Source organism: Corallococcus exercitus (assembly GCF_003611585.1).
Classification (GTDB): Bacteria; Myxococcota; Myxococcia; order Myxococcales; family Myxococcaceae; genus Corallococcus; species Corallococcus exercitus.
In genome coordinates this window covers 1-711 of the sequence record NZ_RAVW01000850.1, presented here as the reverse complement: position 1 = coordinate 711, position 711 = coordinate 1, and the positions used below count along the sequence as shown (strand labels likewise).

Annotated in this window: 1 pseudogene; it reads left to right on the top strand. The window is 68.2% G+C overall.

The window, feature by feature from the left end:
* A pseudogene (locus tag D7W79_RS44185) lies at positions 1-333 on the top strand (ATP-binding protein); the annotation flags it as partial.
* Positions 334-711: the final 378 nt, after the last annotated feature.

Below are 711 nucleotides of genomic sequence, written 5' to 3'. Positions count from 1 at the left end.
GATTGGGGGGAGTTCGCGCCCGATCGGGGGGAGCTACCTGCGGATTGGGGGGAGCTCGGCGCCCAGGAAGAAATCGACCCCCAGGCGCGCGAAATCATCAAAAAGCTAGGACTCCGTCCCCGGAAGGCGGCCCTGCGCGAAGCCATCCTGACGCTCACTTCGCTTCGGCCCTGGCACCCCGCGGAACTCGCCAGGGTGCTTCGCTTCAGCCCGGACAAGCTGACGGAGCGGCACCTCAAAGAGATGCTCGAAGAGGGTCTCCTCGAACGCACCCATCCCGATAACCCCAAGCATCCCGCCCAGGCCTACCGGGCCGTGCGACGGGACGGGTGAGCCGGCTCACGGCCCTTGAGGCGGCAGCTTCCACCGGACACATCGCTGCGACCCGGGCGCCGTATTTCCTCGCGGCGGCCGGGCCCGCCCCGGGTTCCCTCAGGGCCAGCGGCCCGGCGTGCACCGGCCGGATTCAAATTCTTTCCGGCGTGGAAGGCATATCGACGGGGCAAACCCTATCTTACCGGCGCTTTTCCGTCGGATACCGGACCGGCCCTCCCGGCAGGGGGTGAAACACAGGCCCGGACCCTGGCAGAAAGCAAGACAACCCATGAGGGGGTGGGACCGCGTCCCCCCTGAAGGAGTCCCTGTCGCATGAGCACGATTCTCCGGACCCCACCCCTCGCTGGCGGCCGTCCCCCCCGTTGGGATTCGCGC